Below are 23,893 nucleotides of genomic sequence, written 5' to 3' on the forward strand. Positions count from 1 at the left end.
CTTCATGAAGGGCTTAAGATGAGTGTTTAAAGTCCTGCCTGTGTTTAGGCTCCTACCTCAATGAAACGTTGGGCACTGTCAGCGTGAAAGCTTGCATCACCTTGTTTAGTTCGCACTAAAGCGAAGGCTTGTTTTAGATCAGCCAATAAATCTGCTGATTCCTCAATACCTACGGATACTCGAACCAAACCTTCGGAAATACCAAGTGCCTGACGTTCTTCCAAGGTATTTTCCACATGACTGGTCGTCCGAGCCGGCCCATAGATGGTCTCGACTGCTCCCAAATTACCCGCCCGATGCGCATATCTGAGCAGAGGTAGCAAACGGGTCACTGTGTCCATGCCTCCTTTCAGTACGAAGCTGACGATGGCTCCGAATCCGTTCATTTGCGAACGAGCGATGTCATGGCCAGGATGTTGAGGCAATCCCGGATAGTTCACAGACTCGACGAGGGGCTCGGTACAGAGGTACTCGGCCAAAAGTTGCGCGCTCGCCTGTTGCTGGCGAAGACGCAGAGCCAGAGTCTTGATGCCTCGGATGATTAGATACGCCGAAAAAGGATCCAGCGAGGCCCCATTTATTTCGCGGTAATGGCGAACTTGAGACATCAAACACTCGGCTCCGCAAACCACACCGCCGAGTACATCACCATGACCGGACAGGAATTTGGTCGCGCTGTGCACAACCACATCAACGCCTAAAGCGAGCGGATTCTGATTCAGAGGCGTCGCGAATGTATTGTCCGCAACAACCAAAGCGCCCACTCGCTTCGCAGCTGCCACAAGGCGCCGAATATCAACGATTTTCAGCGTTGGATTGGTGGGTGTTTCCAGGTACAGGACGCTGCAGCCTTTAGCAATCTCCTGCTCAAGAACCATAGTGTCGAGCGTATCGCAAAGGGTTACCTCCACGCCCATGCGGGGAAGAAACTCCTCAAAAATTTTGTTCGTACCACCGTAGCTGTCACGTGTAGATATCACACGCTGCCCATAGGAAAGGAAGGTGTGTAGTACACCGCTGATTGCAGCCATTCCGGTACTGAAAGCTACAGCCGACTCTGCGTTTTCGAGCTCACAAAGTTTATCTTCCAAGACAGAGACAGTGGGATTGCTCATCCGGCTGTAAATGAAGCCGGGCTCCTTTCCCAATGCCACGTCATACCATTTATCGATATCGTCGTAACCATAGGCGGCACTGACCACGATGGGCGTCTGGGTCGCATTGTAGGGATGTTGAACTTGCTCTCCTCCCCATACGACTCGAGTCCCCATCCCAACCTCTGAAGCCTGGACGGCGCGTTTCTTATTTTCCATAACAATGTCTCGCATCAAGGGAAACACAACCGTGTTCCAAGTGGGCTTGGGAAGACTATAAGGAAGGCTCATGTTTGTGAAAAATCATGATATCCGGGAGTAAGGGGTGTTTTTTTTAATGGCTGGATGCGGCTTACGGAGTGTCAAACCATCGGGTACCTGGCCTTCTGCGCGGATGGCTCAGCTCTATGGAAAGGGGCGCCTAAACGTCGGCGACGTTTACCGACTTGAAAGTCTGATCGGCACGATTTACGAAGGAAAAGTTGAGGCGCCGGTGAAAGTCGGAAGCTTCGACGGCATGGCCTTCAAGCAGCTGCCAAAGGATCTCCTTGAGGTGGGCCAGGCATCCGGTGCTTCACCTAAAGACATTCTGTTCAAAATTGAACTGCCGACTGCCGCACCCACGCTGTTGGTAGGCCTGAACCAATGCCCAAACCGGCCATGATCGTCGGTGCCGCTAAAGGAAGTTGAACTCTCCTCAGCATCTGATGCCAGCCTCGAAGAAAAACATCGGCATGCATTGATTCTCGGAGAAGGAACTCTGTTCGAATGCTCAACGATGACAGTGGGACTGCCTGTGATGGCGCCCAACCTTTGCTACCCCTTCCATCCGCTCCCCCTGCTACGTCGTTTCATCAGAAGGTGATTGGTATCGGGAAGATGTCGGATGGTAGAATCCGGGGCCTGGGGTGTGGTGTTCAACCCCCCATCAGCTGTCCATTCCAAGGCAACCCCAAACCCGCTGAGTTTTTTGCGTTCTCGAATGGGCTGTGACGATGGCCAAGCGCATACCGCCATTTTTATGGCGCCATTTGGAGTTTCAACTGACAATTCCCAAATCAACTATTGGACAATTCAAAAAATTGGCGGTATCATTTTAATATCAACCCTGCTGTCGACTTGCTTAACCGACATGACAAGCAGCGGATAAGCTTCGAAACCGTGGTTGCACTTGCCTGTGGCAATTGCCTACAGGGCTCGGATCAAAATGCACAGTCCAGCAGCTTGATTTGCCGTGCACCGTGGTGAAGACAGAAGTATTCAGACAAGACACTCGACTGAGTGATTGGTGACGACAGGGCTGGTTCAAGTTGCATGGAATCCCGCCACGCCAACGAGGTGCCGCGTTGACAGCGCCCTCGGCCCTGAGCGCGAAGCTCACCGATCACTGTCGTAAAGTCTTGATAACCAAGGAAAGGTTCGCTGCAAGATGACAAGGACGTTATCCATTACTCGAAAAAACACTCGATGATTGCACGCCGCGAGTCCCGGCTTTACGGGATCCCGAGGCGCTGCCGTGGATGGTTCAAGAAGTCACACGAGCCAGACACGGAGCGCCGCGGATTGTTTTCGCATCCGATATGGCAACTGGCACATGAACGGGTCTGCCCCGTCTAGCAGCAAGGATGATTCAGATCATGTCAGGCGCAGGGTTCATCCTGAACGTTTTTTCGAGGTATTCCGGCCAGATGGCAGCTCCTTTGCAGCGGCCGTTGCACACCCGGTTCACAGGGTAAGAAAACGGTTGAGGATCGATTGTTGCATTGGGCTCGCGGCCCGGTTGGTTTAAGGCATTTTTCTGTTACGCAGAGGTCAGTTTGAGTCATGTCAGCTTAGGCATCCGGCATTTGCAGGATGAGCAAGTGTTATTGCGTCAAGGCGGCCTGTACTGGGTATCCGTTGACCTGAACAGCGATGCCGAGACGCTTGCGCTTCAGTTCCTGAGCGCCTTGTCGCAAGCCCAGCCAACCACACTGGTATGCGGCGGATGCGATCCCCGGACCCTGCTGGAAAACCTCGACGGCGAGTCTGGCCCGGAGCGTCTGCGGCTCTTCGAGGTAGCCGACGATGATCTCGGGATGGCCCTGAAATCCTGGGTGTCCGAGTTGCATCGCAGCGTCAGGACCCCAGGCAGTCAAATCCTCCTGCTATTACCGGCCCTGGCTTGGCGGCGTTTTGACGCCCGGCATCTGCAGCAATGGTGTGAAGAAGTGCGCCAGTGGTTGCGCCAGCGTCGCTGCACCCTGGTGGTACTGTGCCACGGTCAGGAACCGGCGGTGCATGCCGAACTGGTGGGCCTCAACGAAGAGTTGTCGGGGTTGGCGCAGTTGTATCGGCGTGATGGCAGCATCCGTTATCAGCTGCACTTCTGGCACAACGAACTGGGCGTGTGTACCGCCCGAGAGTTCGAACTGGAGCAGGCCGACGGCGTTCTTGGCCTGAGCCGGGCGCAACGTGGCAGCCCGCAAGCCATCCGCACCGATGACCAGCGCGTCTACCTGACCCAGCTTAGCGTACTCGAAGGCGCACCGCCGCTGTCCCAGCAATGGCGACTGTTCGAGGGGCGCGACGAGTTGCTGCTGCACGCCCTCAAGATGCGAGCCGCTAGCGTGATCGTGGCCATCGAAGGCAACGACCAGATCGAAGACCTCGCCCGTCAGTTGCACAAATTGCGCAATCAGTGCGGAACGGCACTGAAAATCATCGTTCGCGAAATGGAGCCTTGCCTGCGCTACCGCGACGAGCGTCTGCTGCTGGCCTGCGGCGCCAATCTGATCGTGCCGCTGAAGGCCTCGCTGGCGCACTTTCTAAGCCTGACCGATAGCGTGCAGGGGCAGCTCTGGCATTACCGCAGCGACATTGATTTCCAGACCCTGTACGACCGCATGCACCCCCCTCATGTTCGCGGGCTGCTGACACCGAGCAAGTTCATCGCAACCCTGGACCAGGTGTACAGCGGCGCCTCGGGCGAGATCAGCCACCAGTTGCTGAAACTGCAGTCACGTGGCGGGCTCGAGATCGAGCAATACCTGAGTCAGATCAGCCTGCGCCGTTATGGCGACATCGCTTGCGTGCTGGACGGCACCTTCTATCTGTTTCTGTTCGCCTGCCGCGCCGATGGCCTGGAGCCGGCCCTGGGCAATATATGCCGCCTGCCATGGGCCGATATTTTCAGCGCCTGCGAGTCGTTGTCGTCGGTGGACCACTTGCCGCGTAAGGACTTTATCGAGGCGACCGAATTGCCCGAGACCTTCCGGCTGGCGGATGAGCGGGTCATCGACAACCTGTTGCCGCCCGTCGGGTTGACCGGCTTTACGCCGCACCGCATCACCCTTTCGCTCACGGAACCTTGCGCATGATGTATTCCGAGTTGCTGCAGGTGATTGCCGCCAGCAGTCTGCTGACGCTGGCGCTGGCGCTGTTGCTGAGCCGTTTCAGTCAACGTATCAGGCACGGGCTTGAGCGCTACTTGCGCCCGCGTTACTTGAAATCCCGTGGCGTACGTCGGCGTACGACCCCGCAACCTGCCCAGAGTGAGCCCCATGAGCCGTCTTGAAATCCCTGTCATCGCGCAACCTGCGTGGAGCTGGCCGGGTCTGGGCCTGTGGAACCTGTACTTCCTGATCAAGTTGCTGTTGTTCTGGGGCGGTTACCTTAACCTGCAGATCCTGCCCAATCTGGTGTTCGCTGCCGTCTTGCTGGTGCCGTTGCGCAATCGCCATGCGAGCCTTCTGCGTTGGCTGATCGCCGTGCCGCTGGGGGTGGCGCTGTTCTATCAGGACTCCTGGTTGCCGCCGTTCAGCCGCCTGCTCGACCAACCCGGCGTACTGAACTTCACCGGTGAATACCTACTGGAGCTGGCCGGTCGTTTCATCGACTGGAACCTCTGCGGGCTGCTGCTGATCGTGGTGGTGGCCTACCTGTTCGTCAGCCAGTGGCTGCGCCTGACCACCCTGACCCTGGGCTGGCTGGCGTTGCTGGGCAGCGCCAACCTGCTGGCTTTGCAAGCACCCGCGCAACAGGCTGCGAACCCCGGCACGGCTTCTGCCAGCGCCGTGGTCAACAACGCAGAGCCCGACAGCGCGACGCTGGACGACTACCTGCAGAAGTTCTATGACACCGAGGCCGGCCGGCGCGTCGAGTTCAAACCCTCGACCTCGGCGGCCCAGCCGTTCGATCTGCTGTTGATCAATATCTGCTCCATGGCCTGGGACGACCTGGACTCCGTGGGCCTGCGGGACAACCCGCTGTTGCAGCAGATGGATGTGGTGTTCGACAACTTCAACTCGGCCACCGCTTACAGCGGCCCGGCGGCGATACGTCTATTGCGCGCCAGCTGTGGCCAGCAACCGCACCACAAGCTCTACGGCGTGGCGCCGGAGCAATGCCTGCTGATGGACGACCTGCGCAAGCTCGGGTTTGCCAGCGAAGTAATGCTCAACCACACCGGGCAGTTCGAAGGCTTCCTCGATGAAGTCCGCAGCCAGGGGGCTCTGCCCAATCCGGCGGTGAGCGCCTCGAACCTGTCGCGGGCGCTGGTGGGCTTCGACGGCTCACCGATCTGGCGCGACCGGGAAGTCCTGGACAAGTGGTGGCAGCACCGCGAGAACAACCAGGATCCGCGCGTGGCGCTGTTCTACAACACCACCACGCTGCACGACGGCAACCGAGCGCTGACCGCCGACGGCGGCACCAAGAGCGCCGAGTACAAACCTCGTGCCCAGGCCCTGATCGACGACCTGGCGGCCTTTATCAAGAAACTCGAGCGCAGCGGTCGACGCGTGGCCGTGGTGATAGTGCCCGAGCACGGCGCGGCGTTACATGGCGATCGCATGCAGATCCCCGGCATGCGCGAGATTCCGAGCCCGTCGATCACTCACGTGCCGGTGGGCATCAAGCTGATCGGCATGGGTTCCGCGGCGAACTCAGCCCCGCTGCATGTCAGCGCACCCACCAGTTACCTGGCCTTGTCCGAAATCATCGCCCGTTTGTATGCCGCCGCTCCTCAGGCCGACGGCCAGGGGCTGGACTGGCAGGCGCTGTTGAGCGATCTGCCGCAGACCCCTGCGGTGTCCGAGAACTCCGGCACCGTGGTGCTCGACTACGCCGGCAAGCCCTATGTCCGGATCAAGGAGAAAGGTGCATGGCTACCTTACCCTCAGCGCTTCAAATGAGTGCCTTGGCGCATGCCCGTAACGGGCGGGCCGATGACATCGCCCGACTGAAGCTTGAGCTGGATCTGCCGGACCTCGAGTACCTGGACATTTCCGCCGAACTGGAACTGCGCCGCGCCTTGCAGCGCTGGCCGCTATTGGCCGAGCTCGAAGAGGCACTGCAGCTGGAAACACAACTGAAGGCCCCACAGGAGGTGAGGACGTGAGATCGCTGAGTCTGCGCGGGTTGCGTGGAGGCGTCGGCAGCAGTTCCCTGCTGGCGGGGATAGGCTACGCCCTGCACAGCCTGGGCGAGCGGGTGCTGGTGGTGGACATGTGTCCGGAAAACCTGCTGCGCCTGTACTTCAATCTGGCGACCGTGGAAAGCGGCGGCTGGGCCCGCGGCATGCTCGATGGCGAGAATTGGTACAACCAGGCCTGGAGCCTGGCGCCAAATCTGAGTTTGCTGCCCTATGGCCGCCTCGACCGTGACGAACAACTTGAAATGGAACACCGCCTGGCGATGGACCACACCCTGTGGGCCAAGCGTCAGGCCAGCCTGGCCGAACACTACGACTGGGTACTGTTCGATGTGCCGCAGCGCCTGGTCGGGCACGGCAACACCGGCCCCTGCCATTTCCCTATCCAGATCGCCGAAGCGGACGCGGCTTGCCATGTGCTGCTGCAACAGCAAGAGACGGTAAGCGGTCCGCTGCTGGTCAATCGTTTCGATCCCGGTAGCCAGTTGCAGCGCGACTTGATGCTTATCTGGCGCAAGAAACACGCCGATCGGTTGCTGTCCCTGACCGTGCACAACGATGAGACGATGCGCGAGTCGCTCGCGTTCAAGACCCCGATCGGGCTGTATGCGCCGGGCAGTCTGGCGGCCCAGGACGTGCTGAGCCTGGCGACCTGGTGCCTGGCCCGCCGCCGGGAGGTGGCATGATTGCCCGCTGGTTTCCCTACACCTACCTGCGTCGCGAGTACGATACCCCCCCTCTGACCGGGCTCTGGCTGGCCTCGCTCAATGCTCTGGCCTGGCTGTTCCTGCGCCTGGAGGCGCCGGGCTGGCAGCAGTTGCGCGAGCAGCGCCAGCGCTGGTATCCGCAGTTGGCGAACAAGCCGCCGAGCCTGGGTGATCCGCTGCGTTTCCTGGTGCAAAGCGTCTGGTTGCTGCTGGTGCAGCCGCTGCGGCCACGCCGCCCGCTGAGCTGGCCGCGCTGGACGCGCCCCGCGCGGCTGCGGCAACGCCTGCTCGGCGTGCGCTTGGGCCGCTTGCTCGAAGCCTTGCCGCGCCATGTCCAGCAAAGTCGGCGAGTACGGCAGAGCCAGATCTGGTGGAAAGGCCTGGAGCCTCGCTGTCAGCGCTGGCTGAACATCGGTGTGGGCGTGGTAGCGGTGGTGCTGATGTTGGTGTGCATCACCGAACCCTTCGGCTACATCGCCCAACTGGTGTTCGTGATTCTGCTCTGGGCGCTGGCAATACTGGTGCGGCGTATCCCGGGGCGCTTCCCGACGCTGTTGATGATCGTCCTGTCGACCATCGTGTCCTGCCGTTACCTGTGGTGGCGCTACACCTCGACCCTGAACTGGAACAACCCGCTGGACCTGACCATCGGCCTGTTGCTGCTAGCGGCCGAAACCTACGCTTGGGTGGTGTTGATCCTGGGCTATATCCAGACCTGCTGGCCGCTGGAGCGCCAGCCGGCGCAGATGCCTCGCGATACCCGGTTGTGGCCCACCGTCGATCTGCTGATCCCGACCTACAACGAGGACCTCTCGGTGGTCCGCGGCACGGTCTACGCCGCCCTGGGCATCGACTGGCCGCAGGACAAGCTGCGCATCTATATTCTCGATGACGGCAAGCGCGAGAACTTCCGCCAGTTCGCTGTCGACGTCGGCGTCGGCTACATCACTCGCGCCGATAACCGGCATGCCAAGGCCGGCAACCTCAACCATGCGTTGAGCCGTATCGATGGCGAGCTGGTGGCGATTTTCGACTGCGACCACATCCCTGTGCGCTCCTTCTTGCAGCTCACTGTGGGCTGGTTCTTGCGCGATCCGAAGCTGGCCCTGGTGCAGACCCCGCATCACTTCCTGTCTCCCGACCCGTTTGAGCGCAACCTGAACATGTTCCGTCGCCGGCCCAACGAGGGCGAACTGTTCTACGGCCTGGTGCAGGACGGCAACGATATGTGGAACGCGGCGTTCTTCTGCGGTTCCTGTGCGGTATTGCGCCGCGCCGCGCTGGACGAGATCGGCGGCTTCGCGGTCGAAACCGTGACAGAGGACGCCCATACCGCGCTGCGCCTGCACCGGCGCGGCTGGAACTCGGCCTACGTGCGCATTCCCCAGGCTGCCGGGCTGGCGACCGAAAGCCTGTCGGCGCACATCGGTCAGAGGATTCGCTGGGCCCGCGGCATGGCGCAGATTTTCCGCACCGACAACCCCTTGCTGGGCAAGGGCCTGACGATCTTCCAGCGGGTCTGTTATGCCAACGCGATGATGCACTTCCTGGCCGGGCTGCCGCGGCTGGTGTTTCTCACCGCGCCGCTGGCCTTCCTGTTTCTGCACGCCTACATCATCTACGCCCCGGCGTTGATGATCCTGTTGTATGTGCTGCCCCACATGATCCATGCCAGCCTGACCAACTCGCGGATGCAGGGCAGTTTTCGCCAGACATTCTGGGGTGAGGTCTACGAAACGGTGCTGGCCTGGTACATCGCCCGACCCACCACCGTGGCGCTGTTCAACCCCAGGAAAGGCAAGTTCAACGTCACGGCCAAAGGCGGCCTGATGGAGCACAACCAGTTCGACTGGAAAATCGCCCAGCCCTATCTGGTGCTCTCGGCCCTGAACATAGCGGGCCTGGGCTTCGCCTTCTGGCGCTTGTTCACGGGCCCCGCGACCGAGATCGGCACGGTGCTGGTGAGCACTCTCTGGGTGATCTACAACCTGCTGATCATCGGTGCCGCAGTGGCGATTGCCGCTGAAGTGCGGCAGGTGCGCCAGACCCACAGGGTGCAGTCCAAGCTGCCGGCGGCCGTGCGTCTGGATAACGGTCGCTTCTACTCCGGCATGCTGGTGGATTACTCCGACGGCGGCGCCGGGTTCCAGGTGGATGTGCCGCTGTCGCTGCCGGCGGGCAGTCGCGTTTCTCTGCTGATGCAGCGTGGGCAGCGCGAGTTCCTGTTTCCCGGCGTGGTCTGCCGTAGCCACAAGAACTTCGTGGGCATCAGCTTCACCCAGCTCACGGAGCAACAAAAGATCGATTTCGTGCAGTGCACCTTCGCCCGGGCGGACGCCTGGCTTAACTGGCGCGAAGACTTCGCCCAGGACCGGCCGCTGCACAGTTTCCTGGACATTCTCAAGCTGGGCGCCAAGGGTTACTACCGGCTCTACGAATACCTGCCAGCCTGGGCCCGCGTGGTGATCGGTCCGTTCCTGCGCCTGCTGGCCTTGCTGGGCAGTTACCTGCCGCGTATGCCCCTGGCGTCTTCCCCCTCCTCTTCTTCTATAACGGTGAACGCATCATGAGCCGCTATTTCAGCAAATCTCTATTTGCCAGCCTGGCGCTCCTGGCCGTCGCCTGCGCGCAGGCCGCCCCGGCGCCTGTCACTCCCCCGCTGGCGCAGGAGCAGCAAGCCCCGAGCTGGGCCACCACGCGCACCTTCGAACAGCTGGGGCGTTCGGCCGACAGCCTGTTGCTGGGGATCCACAACAGCGATCAGATCGAGTTCACCCTGCGGCGCGACCGTATCGCCAGCGATGCAAGGCTTAAGCTGGAATACACCCCGTCTCCGGCGCTGCTGCCGACGCTCTCGCATATGCGGGTCTACCTGAATGATACCCTGATGAGCGTGGTGCCCATCGAGAAAGAACAACTGGGGCGCAAGACCACGCAGCAGATCGCCCTGGATCCCCGGCTGGTCACCGATTTCAACCGCGTCCGTCTGGAATTCGTCGGCCATTACACCGACATGTGCGAAGACCCCGCCAACAGCGCCTTGTGGGTTAACGTCAGCCGCGCCAGCCAGGTTTCCCTGCAGGAACAGGCACTGGCGACCAAAAACGATCTGGCGTTCTTCCCCAGGCCATTCTTCGACGCACTGGGCTATGGCAAGCCGGTCATCAACCTGCTGTTCGCCGCCTCCCCGACCGTAGGCGAACAGCGCGCCGCCGGCATCCTCGCCTCTTACTTCGGCAGCCTGGCGGGTTGGCGCGGCGCCCGGTTCCCGGTGCTGTTCGATCAGCTGCCGACGAGCCAGGACCAGGACCAGGACCAGGACCAGGACACCCTCAACCCTTCGGTGGTGTTCGCCACCAACGATCATCGGCCACAGTTCCTCGCGGACCTGGAGAAGTTTCCGCTGGTGCAGGCGCCGGTGGTGCAGCTGATCGACAACCCCAACGACCGCTACAGCAAAGTGCTGCTGGTGATGGGGCGCAATGACGCCGACCTGGCGGTGGCCGCCCGCGCCCTGGCCTTGGGCGGTGACCTGTTCCGCAGCTCGCGGGTGACGGTGGAAAACGTCCAGCAGTTGCAGCCGCGCAAGCCCTACGACGCCCCCAACTGGATGCGTACCGATCGCCCGGTGCGCTTCGCCGAACTGCTCAAGTACCCTGAGCAGTTGCAGGTCAGCGGCCTTCTGCCGCGGCCGATCATCCTCGACATCAACTTGCCGCCCGACCTGTTCGTCTGGCGGAACCAGGGCATCCCGCTGCAGACCAAGTACCGCTACACGCCGCCGTCGACCAACGACGAGTCGCGCCTGAATATCAGCCTCAACAACCAGTTCATCACCAGCCTGCCGCTGCTGCGCAACACCAACAGCCGTCTGGAAGAACTGCGCCTGGCGGTGCTGTCCAACGAGTCGGCAAACGCCAGTGACCACCTCTTGGTACCGGCGCTGAAAATCGGCGATCGCAACAGCATCCGCTTCGATTTCAGTTTCGCCAGCACTTTCGGCAGCTCCCAGCGCGACCGTTGCCAGACCTCCCTACCGGTGGACACTCGGGCCCTGATCGACGATGAGTCGACCATCGACTTGTCGGGCTATCACCATTACATCGCCATGCCGGACCTGCGCGCTTTCGCCCGCAGCGGCTTTCCGTTCAGCCGCATGGCCGACCTGTCGGAGACCCTGGTGGTGGTGCCGGCCAATCCGACCGCCACCCAGCTCAGCACCTTGTTTGAGGCGGTCGCCAAAATCTCCTCGCAAACCGGCTTCCCGGCGCTGGCCCTGAACCTGAGCGACAACTGGGATGACGCCAGGAAAGCCGACGTCGACCTGCTTGTGCTGGGCGCCCTGCCCGCGGACCTGCGGGACCAGCCGGACCTCAACCTGTGGCTCGACCACACCCGCGACTCCCTGATGCAGGCGTCGAATGCCGCCGCCGGTCAGTCTTCGCCCCGGGCCGGGCAGATCAACGATGAGCGCAACCTGGGAGCCAACCGGGTCGAAGTGTCGGCCAAGGCCCCGATGGCAGCGATCGTCGGTATGCAGTCGCCCTTCCATGGCCAGCGCAGCATTGTCGCGCTGCTGGCCACCGATACCCCCGACTACCAGATGCTGCGCGAAACCCTGAGCGATAACGGGAAAATCGATGCCGTGTCCGGTTCCGTGGCGATGATCCGCAGCAGCGGCGTGAACAGCCAGCTGGTCGGCGAGCAGTACTTTGTCGGCTACTTGCCCTGGTGGCTGATGCTCTGGTTCCAGCTCTCGGAACATCCGGTACTGCTGGCTGGCATGGCGGTCCTGAGCGTGCTGCTGACCGCCTTCCTGCTGTGGCGCGCCTTGCGCTGGGCTGCGCGTCGTCGGTTGGCGAACGAGGAGTAAGGGATGAAAGCCGCCATCGCATGGGCGTTGGCCCTGAGCCTGCCGGGTCTGGCGACTGCCGCCGAGTGCACTTGGCCGGCCTGGGAGAGCTACAAGAAGGCGATGGTGAGCCCCGATGGACGGGTGATCGATCACTCGTTGCAGCAGCAGATCACCACCTCGGAAGGCCAGAGCTACGGGATGTTCTTTGCCCTGCTGGGCAACGACCGTGACAGCTTCGCCAAGCTGCTGAACTGGACCCGGGACAACCTCGCCGGCGGCGACCTGAACCACCAGCTGCCCGCCTGGCAGTGGGGCCTGAGCAAGGAGGGTCGCTGGCAGGTGCTGGATCCGAACAACGCCAGCGATGCCGACCTGTGGATGGCCTACAGCCTGCTGGAGGCCGGTCGCCTCTGGAAGCGACCGGATTATGAAACCCTTGGCCGCAACATGCTCTGGCGCAGCGCCGCGCAAACCCTGCGCCCGCTGCCCGGACTGGGCCTGATGCTGTTACCGGGGGATGTCGGCTTCGAATCCGCCGATGGCTGGCGGCTCAACCCCAGCTACCTGCCGCCACAACTGCTGGCGCGTTTTGCCCTGGTCGCTCCCGTGTGGGGCGACGTGGCAAACAGTGCCCGGCGCCTGCTGCTGGAAAGCTCGCCCAAGGGCCAAGTCGCCGACTGGGTGGCCTGGAAGGCAGGGCAAGGCTGGGCAGCGGATGCCAAGGGCGCTATCGGCAGCTATGACGCGATCCGCGTCTACCTCTGGCTGGGCATGCTCGATCCCCAAGCCCCGGGCAGGACCGAGTTGCTCGCGCAGATGCAACCCATGGTGGCGCTGACGGCGCGGCTCGGCCATCCGCCGGAGCGTGTGGATATCGCCCAAGGCACCGCAGAGGGCGTCGGCCCGGTTGGCTTCTCGGCGGCGCTGTTGCCGCTGCTGGCCAGCGCAGCCGAAGGCGATGCGGCGTTGGCGGCCCAACGCGAACGCCTACGCCAGAACCCGCCTCCGGCGGACGCCTATTACAACCAATCACTGCTGATGTTCGGCCAAGGCTGGGACCAACAGCGTTATCGTTTCGACAAGGACGGCCGGCTGCTGCCGGCGTGGACTTCATCATGCAAGTAGTGCTCATGCGCAAAGTCGTGTCGCAATGGACGTTGGTGTTGAGCTGCTTGTCGGGCACCGCGCTGGCTCAGCCGGTTACCCCCCAGGACCAGCAACAGTGGCTGCTCGGACAGGTACGCCTGGGCGAGGCGATGTATCGCGAGGACCTGGTGCGCGACTCGCTGGCGCGCCTGGAGTCGATTGCTCCAGAACATCCGCAGGTCTTGGTCGGCGGGATTCGCCAGGCCCTGCTGCAACATAACCAGCCGCTGGTCGAGCAACGCCTGCAGCAATTGCGCCGCCAGGCCCCGGGTTCGCCGGCGCTGCACCAGGCCCAGGCCCTGATCAAGCTGCAGAGCAAGGACGGTCAGCATCTGTTGCAGCAAGCCCGCCTGCTGGCAGCTGCCGGACGGGCCGAAGAGGCCGCCGCACAGTACCAGGAGCTGTTCAGCAGCGAGCCGCCGGACTTCTCCAGCGCGCTGGAATACTGGGCTGTGCGGGGTGGCATCAGCGGCCAGCGCCCTGCTGTGATCCAGCAGTTGCAAAACCTCGATAGCCAGTACCCGGGTAACGCGGGGCTGCGCCAGATGCTCGCCGGCCTGCTGTTCGCCGAACAGCGCGATGCCGAAGCCTTGGCGATTCTGCACCAGCTGGCCAGCGATCCCCAGGCCAGCAACCTCGCCTCCGAGCGCGAATACAACTACCTGAGCAAGCTGCCGGTCAGCAGCGAAACCGCTCGCGCCTGGGAAGACTTCCAGCGGCATTACCCCTTTTCGACCTTCAAGAACCAAGCAGCCAAGCAGCTGCAGCATCAGCGCCAGTTGCTCGGCGACCCGGCCTGGCAGGCCGGCGTCAAAGGCAAGGAGCTGCTGGAGGCCAACGACAATGTCGGCGCCGAAAAGCTCTTGCGCCGCGCTTCGCGCAGCTACCCGGATGATGCCAGCCTGATCGGCTCCCTAGGCATCGCATTGATGCATCAGAACAAGCATGACCAGGCCTATAAGGCGTTCACCGAGGCCTTGGGCAAGGAACAGGACACTTCCTGGATCAGCAAGTGGAAAGACCTGCAGCTGGCCAACCGCAACTGGATGCTGCTGCAGCAGGGTGACGAAGCCCTGGAGCGCAAAGACCTGGCGGCGGCCCGCAAAGCCTATCAACAGGCGCACCAGGTCAAACCCGACGAAGCCGACTGGCTGGTGGGCCTGGCCAATGTCGCCCTGGCCGAAGGCGAAGACATTCAGGCCGAGGCCCTGCTGCTGCAGGCGCGCAAGCTGCAGCCCGACAACGGCAAGGCGGTGCGCGCCCTGGTTCGTCTGTACCAGACGCAAGCGCCGGAAAAGGCCCAGGCCTACCTCGACACCTTGCCGGCGGTCACCCAGCGCGAATTTGCGGCCTTGCGCCGAAGCCTGGAGCTCGACCGCCTTAACCTCGAAGCAGATGCCGCGACCCAGCGCGCCGACTGGCCGACGGTTTCGCGGGTGCTGCTCAAGGCCCGGCCACTGGCCCCTGACGATCCCTGGCTGACCTATCGCCTGGCCAATGCCCAGCATGAACAGGGGAAGGACAGCGCGGCCGAAGACAGCTTCCGCCAGTTGATCCGGCGCCAGGGCAGCAATGCCCAGGCCCGTTACGCCCACGGCTTGTACCTGGCCTCGATCGGGCGCGACAGCGAGACTCTCGCCACCCTGGCCGCCATTCCCGCGGCGCAGTGGGACGACAATATGCGTGACCTGTCCAGCCGGGTCGAACGCCGCCAGCTGTTGGCACGGGCCCAGGCCCTGCGTGATGCCGGTCACGAGCCGCAGGCGATCGCCCTGCTGCTGCGCGCCCCGAGCACCGACGATCTGGTGACCCTGGCAGACTGGGCCTACCAGCGCGGCGATCAGCTGCAAGCCGAAGCCTACTATCGGCAAGTCCTGCAGCGCGAGCGGCACAACGCCGAGGCGCAGCTGGGCCTGATCGAAACCCTGATTGCCCGCGGCCAGCTTGCGTCGGCGCAGCGCGCCCTGGAAGAACTGGCGGTGCCAGCGAACGCGCCGGCGGCCTACCAGCGGCGCCTGGCCAATGCCTGGACCGGGGTGAACCAGCCGGACAAGGCGCGCGCGCTGTACGCCCGCTTGCTCGAGACGCCACAGAGCGATCCGTTGCTGTATCGAGACGCGGCGCGGCTGATGTCCCGCCAGCAGCCCCGGCAGGCGCTGGACAACTATGCCCGCAGCATGGCCGCCGCCAGCTTGATCGATCCCGCGCAGGCCAACCCCCGCGACGATCGCGCCATGACCCTGGCCAGCCGGGCGAAGGACGCCGACGAGTGGCTGCCGCGCAGCCTGCGCAGTGACGTGGACACCCTGTACCAGGCGCAGAACCCGACTGTGCACCTCTCCCATGACTTCGCCTGGCGTACGGACAACTCGTCGTCGGGAATTTCCGACCTGACCACACAGACCACCATCCTGCGCCTGGATGCGCCGATTGCCGAAGGTCAGGGCTTCCTCCAGGCCGAGCGGGTGGAGCTGGATGTCGGCAGTTTCGCCACCGATGCCAACGGCCTGCACCGCGAGCAGTTCGGTACCTGCGCACTGGTCACCAGCGGTTGCCCGGATACCTCGGAAAGTACCAGCGGCACAGGCTTGGCGATGGGTTGGAAAAATGAGCGCTGGGCGCTGGATCTGGGACATTCGCCAGAAGGCTTCAAGGTTCCGAACTGGCTCGGCGGGGTCACCTACAGCAGTGACTGGCGGTCCCTTGGCTGGTCCCTTACGGCCTCGCGACGGCCGCTGAGCAACTCTCTGGTGTCCTATGCCGGCGCGGTCGACCCGATCACCGGAATCACCTGGGGGGGCGTCACCGCCAATGGCGTCACCCTGGGGCTCAGTCATGACGAAGGGGGGGTCGACGGCGTCTGGGCCAGCCTCGGCGCACACTGGTTGCGGGGCAAGAACGTCGCCGACAACCAGCGCCGGTCGGCCATGGCCGGCTATTACTACCGCCTGATCGACCGCGCCGACGAGCGTCTTCGCACCGGTCTGACCCTCATGTACTGGGGCTACGACAAGGACCTGAGCGAATACAGCCTGGGCCAGGGCGGTTACTACAGCCCACAGCAGTACTATTCCATCGGCGTACCGCTCAACTATGCCTGGCGAAATGCCGACTGGTCAGTGCTGCTGGAAAGCTCGGTGGGCTGGTCCTATGCCAAGACCAGCGATAGCGATCTTTACCCTGTTCATGGGGCCGACAAGTTGCGCGAGCTGGTCGAACAGGCTGGCCACGTATTCGCCGAAGATGCCAGCCAGGTCAACGCCGGCAGCAGTAGCAGCGGGGTTAACGTCCGCCTGCAAGGCCTGTTCGAACGCAGGCTATCGGACAACCTGGTCCTGGGCTCCGGCATCACCTGGCAGCACAGCGAGGGCTACGCACCGAGCCGGGCCTTGCTCTACCTGCGTTACACCTTCGACCCCTGGCAAGGCAACCTGCCGTTGCCGGTCGAACCCATAGCGCCTTACGCTGACAGGCGCTGACGCCGCGAGGAAGCGACGGCCTGAAACTTACTGCCATCGATGGCCACCAACTCGCCTGCTATCAGGCCGGCCGTGCGGCAAAACCGGACGAAGGCACGGCAAGTCGCAACAAAGGCGGGTTTGTTGTTTTTGCGAAAGTCAGCGATGGTCTTGAGGTCTGGCTTGAGTCGGTTGATCAGCCACATGACCTCGATGTTGCGCTGACACTCGGCTTCAAGTCGACGCGAAGAGCGAAACCGCTGGAAATGGCCGTAGAGATAGAGCTTTAGCAGGTCGGCGGGATCAGTCTTCGCGGGTGGCGCGCTGATGGGGATTTCAACTCGGATCTGCGGGCCTTGTGGTTAAGGAAAGGCGCCCGCCTCTACATCGCAACCTGAGCGCCCTCGCTGTCAGCCGACTCGGCGGCCAATTGAAGCGGGAGGCCAATGCTGAACAAGCGCTTCTTAGGCGTTTTTCCGAGGCCTGGCGCCTGGCATTACGCTCCAGCTGCCGATGGACATGCGGATCGATGCCCCTGGCGACCAGTGCCCTCGCTTCATCACGCAGAGCGAGAGCATCTCGTAAGCTAATTTCAGGATAGGTACCGAGAGAAATACGGGGTTGCTTATCCGCCCAGGAAAAGCGGAAGTGCCAGCACTTGGCGCCTTTCGCGAGGCCGTTGAAGTCAGGGAGGGTGTAATCCTTGGCTCCGGGCTTGGCGTGTCGGACCGCGGTCTTGGTGAGCGCCATCGCACACGCCATGAGAAAACCAATCTGCCGAGCACCGGATTGATGTAGTGGAAAATGTGCCCATTGGGGCTGGATCTGAGTGTTTTCAGGGGGGCGCGGCAAAAGTCAAAGAAAGACTTTTCTTTGGGCGAAAAAAAATGGATCTCTTTTCAGAGATCCATTTTTTAATGTTTGGAGCGGGAAACGAGACTCGAACTCGCGACCCCGACCTTGGCAAGGTCGTGCTCTACCAACTGAGCTATTCCCGCGTCTTGGTGAGGCGCATTCTATAGAATCCAGATGCTCCGTCAACCCCTTGATTCAAAAAAGTTTTATTTCTTTTCCACGTCCGTCTTCAGATGTGGCCAGGCGGCTCGCAAGTATTGGACCATGGACCACAACGTCAGGCCTGCGGACACCAGCAGCAAGGCGTAGCCCATCAGGACCCAGAAGCTGAAACTCGACGGATTGGCCAGCAGGATCACCAGCGCCAGCATTTGCGCGGCGGTTTTCCATTTGCCCAGGTTCGACACCGCCACATGAGCACGGGCACCGAGTTCGGCCATCCACTCGCGCAGTGCCGAAACGACAATTTCACGACCGATGATCACGGCAGCCGGCAGCGTTAGCCACAGGTTACCATGCTCTTGCACCAGCAGAACCAGGGCAACGGCGACCATCAACTTGTCCGCAACAGGATCGAGGAAGGCCCCGAACGGTGTGCTTTGTTCCAGACGACGGGCTAGATACCCGTCGAGCCAGTCGGTCGCGGCGGCAAATGCAAAGACCGAGGCGGACGCCAAATAGCTCCAGTGGTAAGGCAAGTAAAACAGCAAAATGAAGATCGGGATGAGCAGGACGCGTAGAACGGTAATCAGATTAGGGATATTCATCGGCACAACTGGCTACGAGGTGAGTTGGGCATTCTACTCGCTGTGCAGGTTTGCATAAATCAACTCTGCGAGCTTTTTGCTGATTCCGGGTGCTTTGGCGATCTCTTCGATGCTGGCACGAGACAGCTCCTGCAATCCACCAAAATGTTTCAACAAATCGCGTCGACGTGTCGGTCCGACGCCGGCAACGCCCTCAAGCGTAGACGTGCGGCGAGTTTTTCCACGACGTGCGCGGTGCCCGGTAATGGCGAAACGGTGGGCTTCGTCGCGGATCTGCTGAATTAAATGCAGCGCGGGGGAATCGCCGCGCAGGGTGAATTCATGGGCCGCATCGTTGAGGTACAGGGTTTCGAAACCGGCCTTGCGCGTCGCGCCCTTGGCCACACCCAAGAGAATCAGGTCTGGCACGGCTAGCTCGTTAAGCACGTCACGCGCCATCGACAGCTGACCTTTACCGCCGTCGACCAGCAAAATGTCCGGTAACTTGCCCTCGCCGTCCTTCAATTTGCTGAAGCGTCGGCTCAAGGCCTGATGCATCGCGGCATAGTCATCGCCCGGCGTAACGCCTTCAATGTTGTAGCGGCGATAGTCGGATTTGATCGGGCCTTCCGGGCCGAACACCACACAGGACGCCACAGTGGCCTCGCCGCTGGAATGACTGATGTCATAACACTCAAGACGTTGCGGCGGCTCATCCAGGCTCAGCACGTCAGCCAGAGCATCGAAACGTGCCGCAACGTGTTGCCGGTTCGCCAGACGTGCGCCCAACGCTTGCTCGGCATTGGTGACCGCCAATTGCTGCCAGCGCGCTCGGGTGCCGCGTACTCGATGGCTGATGGTCAACTCACGACCGCGCAGCTCTTCGATGGCTGCGATCAGGGTCGGAAAGTCTTCGTGAACCACGTTGACGATCAGCTCGCTCGGCAAGTCGCGTTCGGGACTGCTGATGTAATATTGGCCGAGAAACGCGGCCATGACTTCGGAAACGTCTTCCTCAATACCCACCTGCGGAAAGAAGTTCTTGCTTCCCAATACCCGGCCACCGCGCACGCTGATCAAGTGCACGCAGGCGCCACCTGGATTGACGAACGCCGCAATCACATCGACATCGCCCGTCCCGCCTTCCATGCTCTGCTGGTCCTGGACCCGACGCAGCAATGAGATCTGGTCTCGCAGTTCGGCGGCGCGCTCGAACTCGAGGTTGACCGCCGCCTCCTCCATGGCCGCAGACAACTCGTCCGCCAGGGCGTTGCTGCGTCCTTCAAGAAACATCACCGAGTGGCGTACATCTTCGGCATACACCTGGGGTTCCACCAGTCCCACACACGGCGCCTTGCAGCGCTTGATCTGGTATTGCAGACAAGGGCGGGCGCGGTTCTTGTAAAAGCTGTCTTCACACTGACGAACAAAAAAAGCCTTTTGCAGCAGACTCAGGCTTTCGCGAATCGCACCGGCGCTGGGATAAGGGCCGAAATATTTGCCCTTGGCCTTTTTCGCCCCCCGATGAATGCTCAAGCGCGGGAATTGACCATCCGAGAGAAAGACATAAGGGTAGGATTTGTCGTCGCGCAGCAGAATGTTGTATGGCGGGCGCCATTCCTTGATCAGCGTCTGCTCAAGCAGCAAGGCTTCGGTTTCGTTGGCCGTGATAGTGGTTTCGACCTGGGCGATACGGCCTACCAGCGCAGCGGTCTTGGGGGCGAGACCCGCTTTGCGGAAGTAGCTCGCCAAACGCTTCTTGAGATTTTTGGCTTTGCCGACATACAGCAGACGCGCATCGATGTCGAACATGCGATAGACGCCCGGCCGCCCACTGACCGTCGACAGAAAAGCACTTGGATCGAAGGTGTCAGTCATTTTCAGAGGCTGGCATCAACCATGCCGTGACGAACCGCCAACAGCGTCAACTCGACATCGCTGCTGATCGAAAGCTTCTCGAAAATTCGGTAACGGTAGGTATTCACTGTTTTTGGCGACAGGCACAGCTTGTCAGAAATGATCTGCACCTTCTGACAGCCGACAATCATCAACGCAATCTGGATTTCCCGCTCCGACAAGGCATCGAAGGGCGAATCATTGGTTGGCTGGAACGACTTGATCGCCAGTTGCTGGGCAATCTGCGGGCTGATATAGCGTTGCCCGGCAAACACCAGGCGAATGGCCTGGACCATTTCAGGCAATCCGGCGCCCTTGGTGAGATAACCTGCGGCACCTGCCTGCAACAGCCGGGTAGGAAACGGATCTTCTTCGCATACGGTGACTGCGACGACTTTGATGTCTGGATGACTGCGCAATAATTTGCGCGTGGCTTCAAGACCACCGATCCCGGGCATCTTGACGTCCATCAGCACCACATCGGGTTTCAACTCTCGCGCTTTAAGCAGGGATTCCTCCCCTGACTCAGCCTGGCCGACTACTTGCAGGCCATCGATGTCAGCCAGCATTCGTGTAATGCCTGTACGAACGAGATCATGGTCATCGACTACTAGCACCCTAATCAAGCAGACACCTCGCGATTTGGTCTTATTGGGTTGCCGAACACCTTAGCAAAAAGCAACTGGCAGACCTAGCGGAAAGCAGCATATAAAAAGTGTCAATTCTTCTTGCAAGGCTTGCCACCAGAGTGTTTCAGCGAAGCAGTTCATTGATATCACGCTGCATTCTCAGGAAACAGTCGTCTTTGCCGACCACCTTCAGACCCTTTCTCTCGTAGAGCATTTTTGCCGGGTTATTTTCAAAAACGGTCAGACGCAATGCCGAGCGGCGCTCCTTGCATGCCATGGCGAATACGTGATCGATCGCCCAGGAACCTGCGCCCTGGCCCTGGTACGCTTCAAGTAAATGCAATTCGCGGATATACAAGGCCCTGGCATCACGGCTCAGGCTGATATAACCCATCAGCGCTTCATCACCCACAATCAGCCAGTTTTCGCGCCCCTCCCAAGCGACATCGAAGGCCTCGTCCAGCCATAACAGTTCATGTTGAATGTAGTAACGAAGCATGTTTCGACAAGTCAGGTTACGAGCGAAGTCCAGGTCCCGAGATGTTGCCGGACGTAATTCGAACCCCATTCAAGCCTCCGCCACAGCCACGATTTGCCCCTTCCAGCCGTCGGCATTGCGGCGAGCAACAACCATAAGGTTCCCCGTGCCCGGTGCCGCCACAATCAACGTCCCGTCCGCCGCCCAGATTGCACTGCGTCCTGCCGATTCCCAGCCACCCGTTGCGCCGCCATGGTTGGCCATCAGCACCGCCATCGCATGGGTTCGGGCATAACCTTGCAATAGTGCGATATCTGGAGCGTAGCCGTTTTCTGTGATCAACACGCCCGCAGCGTAAAGATCAGCGCCCTGTCGTGCCGCGGCTGCCGCGTGACTGGTGTGAGAAAAATCGGCGCATACCGCCAGTGCGACGGTGTCGGTACCGATTTTCAATGTCGAACCGCCCGTTCCAGGAGCAAACGCCACCTCCTCGCCCGGATGCAGATGCTGTTTGCTGTAAACCCCGAGCGAACCATCGGCGCCCAAGACCAGAGCACCGATCAATACCGGTGAATCGTCCGACAGACGAATCGGCATCCCGACGATACTGGTCACACCGACTTCCCGTGCGAAATCGCGCAGCGGCTGCAACACCCCGGCGTCAGGCGTTATGGCCAACTCCGCCGCCCGGCTACGCTCATACCCGGTCAGCGATAACTCCGGAAACACCAGCAATTGCACGCCCTGCTCCGCGGCAACCTGCATGAAACGCTGGTGCCAGGAAATATTGGCGGCAAGATCACCAGCGATGGAGATCGATTGAGCGGCGGCGATGCTCAGTGTCGTCATGGTTCGTCCTTGTGACGTTATGGTTGTTGGGCGCAGCGCAAAGTGTGTCACAACCCTCTATGTACTCAAGCGATAGAAAAGCCCGTGATCATCGATAGCATTTTCTGATTGAATCCGCGTACCGGCCTCTAGTAAGCTCGGCGCATTCATCGGAGACAGACCATGCTCAACGCCCTCTCACAGCTTCATACCGCCAGCGCCTCGCGCTCGGTTGTGGCTGCCCGGGCGAATGACGTTTGTGCTTCGGTCAGCTTTTATTTTGGGTATTGGTTTAGCCACTGGCGCGCCTGATACCCACACGGCGCCCACTTTAAAACGGGTCGCCACCAGAGAATTCTCAACCCCCGGTCGGCTCCCCGACCGGGGGTTTTGTTTTTTCAGCCCTGAACATCTTTAGCGTCACACCAGACATCCAGGAGTTTTGAACATGAACTACGCCACTTATTACCGTTACGACAGTTTTACCGCCTGGCGATTTACCAGCCTCCGCTCGGGACAGCCTGCCGCCTCCGATCGGTCACCCACAGGTGGCAAGCACACACACGCAGCCAATCCGGCCAATTGTCGAACACCCCAGTAGGGCCGAGCGCGCGGGAACGAACGCGCCGCCAGCCCAGGAAGCCCGAATATGAACTCGTCCGTCTCTGCTCTGCCACTGTCCACGCTGAGCCCTGCCAATGAAACGCTGACTTTGCGTCTGCCCAGCTCATTGCAGCTCAAACAACAATTACCCCTCAGCAATGCCCTGACCCGGCAAGTCGCCGCTCACCGTCAGGCGGTTCGCGCGATCCTCAACGGTGAAGACTCCCGTCTGCTGGTCATCGTCGGCCCCTGCTCGATTCACGATCCCCGTTCAGCCCTCGAATACGCCGCCAACCTGGCCCGTCTGTCCGTGCAAGTCAGCGATGAAATGCTGCTGGTGATGCGCGCCTACGTCGAAAAACCCCGCACCACGATCGGCTGGAAAGGCCTCGCCTACGACCCGCATCTGGATGGCAGCGATGACATGGCGGGCGGTTTGACGCTGTCCCGTGAATTGATGCGCGAAATGCTCCAACTGGGCTTACCCGTTGCTACCGAGCTGCTGCAACCGATGGCCGCCGGCTACTTCGATGACCTGCTGAGCTGGGTCGCGATTGGCGCCCGTACCACCGAATCACAGATCCACCGGGAAATGGCCAGCGGCCTGAGCATGCCGGTAGGGTTCAAGAACGGTACCGATGGCGGTGTGGCTATCGCCAGCGACGCCATGCGCTCGGCCGCCCATCCGCATCGCCATTTCGGCGTCGATAGCCAAGGGCACCCTGCAATCATTCAGACGCCGGGCAACCCCGACACCCACCTGGTACTGCGTGGCGGCCATCGCGGGCCGAACTACGACCGCGACAGCATCGCCCAGGTGCACAGCGATTTGACCAGACTCAAGATTCCGGCACGGATCATGGTCGACTGCAGCCATGCCAACAGCGGTAAAGATCCATTGCGTCAGCCAGCCGTGTTCAACGACGTGCTTGAACAACGCCTGCAAGGTGATCGCTCGCTGGTCGGCATGATGCTTGAGAGCCATCTGTTCGAAGGCTGCCAGCCATTGAGCCCGTCGCTGCGTTACGGTGTGTCGGTAACGGACGGCTGCCTTGGCTGGACCGGGACGGAACAATTGTTGCTGCAGGCAGCCGAGCGACTTCGTACGCAACGTCATACTCAATAGCCAAAGTGCCCCATTCCCGCCTTCCGGTTTTCAATCGAATACCGGAAGGCGGATTACGT

Annotated in this window: 18 protein-coding genes, 1 tRNA gene and 2 pseudogenes; 12 read left to right on the top strand and 9 right to left on the bottom strand. The window is 61.1% G+C overall.

Features of this window, described 5'->3' with window-relative positions; translation table 11 throughout:
* Positions 1-44 precede the first annotated feature (44 nt).
* Positions 45-1,313 (bottom strand): cystathionine gamma-synthase family protein, encoded by a 1,269-nt coding sequence (locus IC37_RS02295; RefSeq protein ID WP_030130660.1) that lies wholly within the window; start codon positions 1,311-1,313, stop codon positions 45-47.
* Between the two features lie 148 nt (positions 1,314-1,461).
* Between IC37_RS02295 and IC37_RS02300 the strand changes: the two are divergent.
* The 11 genes and pseudogenes from IC37_RS02300 to bcsC all read left to right on the top strand — a co-directional run.
* A pseudogene (locus tag IC37_RS02300) lies at positions 1,462-1,743 on the top strand (proline racemase family protein); the annotation flags it as partial.
* 21 nt (positions 1,744-1,764) lie between these two features.
* A complete protein-coding gene (locus tag IC37_RS30815; RefSeq protein WP_081729353.1) occupies positions 1,765-1,959 on the top strand; it encodes a dimethylsulfonioproprionate lyase family protein in 195 nt (64 codons plus the stop codon).
* 952 nt (positions 1,960-2,911) lie between these two features.
* The gene (bcsE, locus tag IC37_RS02310; protein ID WP_030130658.1) at positions 2,912-4,453 is read left to right on the top strand and encodes a cellulose biosynthesis protein BcsE; all 1,542 of its coding nucleotides are present in this window, start codon (positions 2,912-2,914) and stop codon (positions 4,451-4,453) included.
* Complete coding sequence (gene bcsF, locus IC37_RS02315; protein ID WP_030130657.1) at positions 4,450-4,650, top strand: cellulose biosynthesis protein BcsF; 201 nt, start codon at positions 4,450-4,452, stop codon at positions 4,648-4,650. The genes bcsE and bcsF overlap by 4 nt, the downstream gene beginning before the upstream one ends.
* On the top strand, positions 4,637-6,268 hold the full coding sequence (bcsG, locus tag IC37_RS02320) for a cellulose biosynthesis protein BcsG (protein WP_095920331.1): 1,632 nt from the start codon (positions 4,637-4,639) through the stop codon (positions 6,266-6,268). The genes bcsF and bcsG overlap by 14 nt, the downstream gene beginning before the upstream one ends.
* Positions 6,238-6,474 (top strand): cellulose biosynthesis protein BcsR, encoded by a 237-nt coding sequence (bcsR, locus tag IC37_RS02325; RefSeq protein WP_030130655.1) that lies wholly within the window; start codon positions 6,238-6,240, stop codon positions 6,472-6,474. Before bcsG ends, bcsR begins: the two co-directional genes overlap by 31 nt.
* The gene (bcsQ, locus tag IC37_RS02330; RefSeq protein ID WP_030130654.1) at positions 6,471-7,193 is read left to right on the top strand and encodes a cellulose biosynthesis protein BcsQ; all 723 of its coding nucleotides are present in this window, start codon (positions 6,471-6,473) and stop codon (positions 7,191-7,193) included. The genes bcsR and bcsQ overlap by 4 nt, the downstream gene beginning before the upstream one ends.
* The gene (bcsA, locus tag IC37_RS02335; protein ID WP_030130653.1) at positions 7,190-9,784 is read left to right on the top strand and encodes a UDP-forming cellulose synthase catalytic subunit; all 2,595 of its coding nucleotides are present in this window, start codon (positions 7,190-7,192) and stop codon (positions 9,782-9,784) included. Before bcsQ ends, bcsA begins: the two co-directional genes overlap by 4 nt.
* Positions 9,781-12,087 carry a cellulose biosynthesis cyclic di-GMP-binding regulatory protein BcsB gene (gene bcsB, locus IC37_RS02340; protein ID WP_030130652.1) on the top strand — a complete coding sequence of 769 codons (2,307 nt, stop codon included), beginning with the start codon at positions 9,781-9,783 and terminating at the stop codon, positions 12,085-12,087. The genes bcsA and bcsB overlap by 4 nt, the downstream gene beginning before the upstream one ends.
* A gap of 3 nt (positions 12,088-12,090) precedes the next feature.
* Complete coding sequence (gene bcsZ, locus IC37_RS02345; protein WP_030130651.1) at positions 12,091-13,194, top strand: cellulose synthase complex periplasmic endoglucanase BcsZ; 1,104 nt, start codon at positions 12,091-12,093, stop codon at positions 13,192-13,194.
* On the top strand, positions 13,185-16,694 hold the full coding sequence (gene bcsC, locus IC37_RS02350) for a cellulose synthase complex outer membrane protein BcsC (RefSeq protein ID WP_371916302.1): 3,510 nt from the start codon (positions 13,185-13,187) through the stop codon (positions 16,692-16,694). Before bcsZ ends, bcsC begins: the two co-directional genes overlap by 10 nt.
* Here the strand turns inward: bcsC and IC37_RS02355 are convergent.
* The 8 genes and pseudogenes from IC37_RS02355 to IC37_RS02390 form a co-directional block, all read right to left on the bottom strand.
* Positions 16,694-16,978 (bottom strand): annotated as a pseudogene (locus IC37_RS02355) (transposase); the annotation flags it as partial. The gene bcsC and the pseudogene IC37_RS02355 sit on opposite strands and share 1 nt — an antisense overlap.
* A gap of 31 nt (positions 16,979-17,009) precedes the next feature.
* Positions 17,010-17,435, bottom strand: a complete 426-nt coding sequence (locus tag IC37_RS02360) for an Arm DNA-binding domain-containing protein (RefSeq protein WP_371916303.1) — start codon at positions 17,433-17,435, stop codon at positions 17,010-17,012.
* A 160-nt stretch (positions 17,436-17,595) separates the two neighbouring features.
* Positions 17,596-17,671: transfer RNA gene (locus IC37_RS02365), tRNA-Gly, on the bottom strand.
* Positions 17,672-17,734: 63 nt separating this feature from the next.
* Positions 17,735-18,295 carry a CDP-diacylglycerol--glycerol-3-phosphate 3-phosphatidyltransferase gene (gene pgsA / locus IC37_RS02370; protein ID WP_007896267.1) on the bottom strand — a complete coding sequence of 187 codons (561 nt, stop codon included), beginning with the start codon at positions 18,293-18,295 and terminating at the stop codon, positions 17,735-17,737.
* A gap of 33 nt (positions 18,296-18,328) precedes the next feature.
* Positions 18,329-20,152 (bottom strand): excinuclease ABC subunit UvrC, encoded by a 1,824-nt coding sequence (gene uvrC, locus IC37_RS02375; RefSeq protein WP_030130648.1) that lies wholly within the window; start codon positions 20,150-20,152, stop codon positions 18,329-18,331.
* Positions 20,153-20,154: 2 nt separating this feature from the next.
* Positions 20,155-20,796: a UvrY/SirA/GacA family response regulator transcription factor gene (gene uvrY / locus IC37_RS02380; protein ID WP_008015884.1), complete on the bottom strand. Its 642-nt coding sequence runs from the start codon at positions 20,794-20,796 to the stop codon at positions 20,155-20,157.
* Between the two features lie 127 nt (positions 20,797-20,923).
* Positions 20,924-21,367 (bottom strand): GNAT family N-acetyltransferase, encoded by a 444-nt coding sequence (locus IC37_RS02385; RefSeq protein WP_030130647.1) that lies wholly within the window; start codon positions 21,365-21,367, stop codon positions 20,924-20,926.
* On the bottom strand, positions 21,368-22,126 hold the full coding sequence (locus tag IC37_RS02390) for a carbon-nitrogen hydrolase family protein (protein ID WP_030130646.1): 759 nt from the start codon (positions 22,124-22,126) through the stop codon (positions 21,368-21,370). It abuts the gene before it with no gap.
* 628 nt (positions 22,127-22,754) lie between these two features.
* Between IC37_RS02390 and IC37_RS02395 the strand changes: the two genes are divergently transcribed.
* Entirely contained in the window at positions 22,755-23,834 is a 1,080-nt protein-coding gene (locus IC37_RS02395) for a 3-deoxy-7-phosphoheptulonate synthase (protein WP_030130645.1), read from the top strand.
* Positions 23,835-23,893 lie beyond the last annotated feature (59 nt).

This window comes from Pseudomonas sp. QTF5 (genome assembly GCF_000512695.2).
Taxonomy (GTDB): Bacteria; Pseudomonadota; Gammaproteobacteria; order Pseudomonadales; family Pseudomonadaceae; genus Aquipseudomonas.

Coding starts and splice junctions, on each gene's coding strand:
- pgsA (WP_007896267.1), bottom strand. CDS start 18,295: ATGAATATCCCTAATCTGATTACCGTTCTACGCGTCCTGCTCATCCCG.
- bcsB (WP_030130652.1), top strand. CDS start 9,781: ATGAGCCGCTATTTCAGCAAATCTCTATTTGCCAGCCTGGCGCTCCTG.
- IC37_RS02295 (WP_030130660.1), bottom strand. CDS start 1,313: ATGGAAAATAAGAAACGCGCCGTCCAGGCTTCAGAGGTTGGGATGGGG.
- bcsG (WP_095920331.1), top strand. CDS start 4,637: ATGAGCCGTCTTGAAATCCCTGTCATCGCGCAACCTGCGTGGAGCTGG.
- bcsR (WP_030130655.1), top strand. CDS start 6,238: ATGGCTACCTTACCCTCAGCGCTTCAAATGAGTGCCTTGGCGCATGCC.
- IC37_RS02390 (WP_030130646.1), bottom strand. CDS start 22,126: ATGACGACACTGAGCATCGCCGCCGCTCAATCGATCTCCATCGCTGGT.
- bcsF (WP_030130657.1), top strand. CDS start 4,450: ATGATGTATTCCGAGTTGCTGCAGGTGATTGCCGCCAGCAGTCTGCTG.
- bcsC (WP_371916302.1), top strand. CDS start 13,185: ATGCAAGTAGTGCTCATGCGCAAAGTCGTGTCGCAATGGACGTTGGTG.
- bcsZ (WP_030130651.1), top strand. CDS start 12,091: ATGAAAGCCGCCATCGCATGGGCGTTGGCCCTGAGCCTGCCGGGTCTG.
- uvrC (WP_030130648.1), bottom strand. CDS start 20,152: ATGACTGACACCTTCGATCCAAGTGCTTTTCTGTCGACGGTCAGTGGG.
- IC37_RS02360 (WP_371916303.1), bottom strand. CDS start 17,435: ATGGCGTGTGCGATGGCGCTCACCAAGACCGCGGTCCGACACGCCAAG.
- IC37_RS02395 (WP_030130645.1), top strand. CDS start 22,755: ATGAACTCGTCCGTCTCTGCTCTGCCACTGTCCACGCTGAGCCCTGCC.
- bcsA (WP_030130653.1), top strand. CDS start 7,190: ATGATTGCCCGCTGGTTTCCCTACACCTACCTGCGTCGCGAGTACGAT.
- IC37_RS02385 (WP_030130647.1), bottom strand. CDS start 21,367: ATGGGGTTCGAATTACGTCCGGCAACATCTCGGGACCTGGACTTCGCT.